Annotated in this window: 1 protein-coding gene; it reads left to right on the forward strand. The window is 39.7% G+C overall.

Going from position 1 to position 418, the window contains the following annotated elements:
* Positions 1–418, forward strand: a 418-nt coding sequence (locus AAEY83_RS12955) for an ATP-binding cassette domain-containing protein (protein WP_351059331.1), incomplete at both ends; no start/stop codon positions are given.

Here is a 418-nt window from a genome sequence, read left to right on the forward strand (position 1 = left end):
GCGTCGCCAATTTGCTTTAGTGTCTCAGCAAGTTGTGTTATTTAACGATACGATTGCCAATAATATTTGTTATGGCATAAAGCACGATGTGTCTGTTGCAGAGTTAGAGCAAGTTGCTAAACAAGCGCACGTTTGGGAGTTTGTTAAAGACTTGCCAGAGCAATTAAACACCATGGTAGGTGAAAATGGCGTAATGCTCTCCGGTGGCCAACGCCAGCGAATAGCGATAGCGCGTGCAATATTAAAAGATGCACCTATTTTGATTTTAGATGAGGCAACATCAGCACTTGATACCGAATCAGAAAAGCTTATTCAGCAAGCGTTAGAAACGCTAATGAAAGATAAAACCTCTATTGTTATAGCACATCGCTTATCTACTATTGAAAACAGTGACAGAATTTATGTTATTGATAACGGT

The organism is Psychrobacter sp. TB20-MNA-CIBAN-0197 (assembly GCF_040309765.1).
Lineage (GTDB): Bacteria > Pseudomonadota > Gammaproteobacteria > Pseudomonadales > Moraxellaceae > Psychrobacter > Psychrobacter submarinus.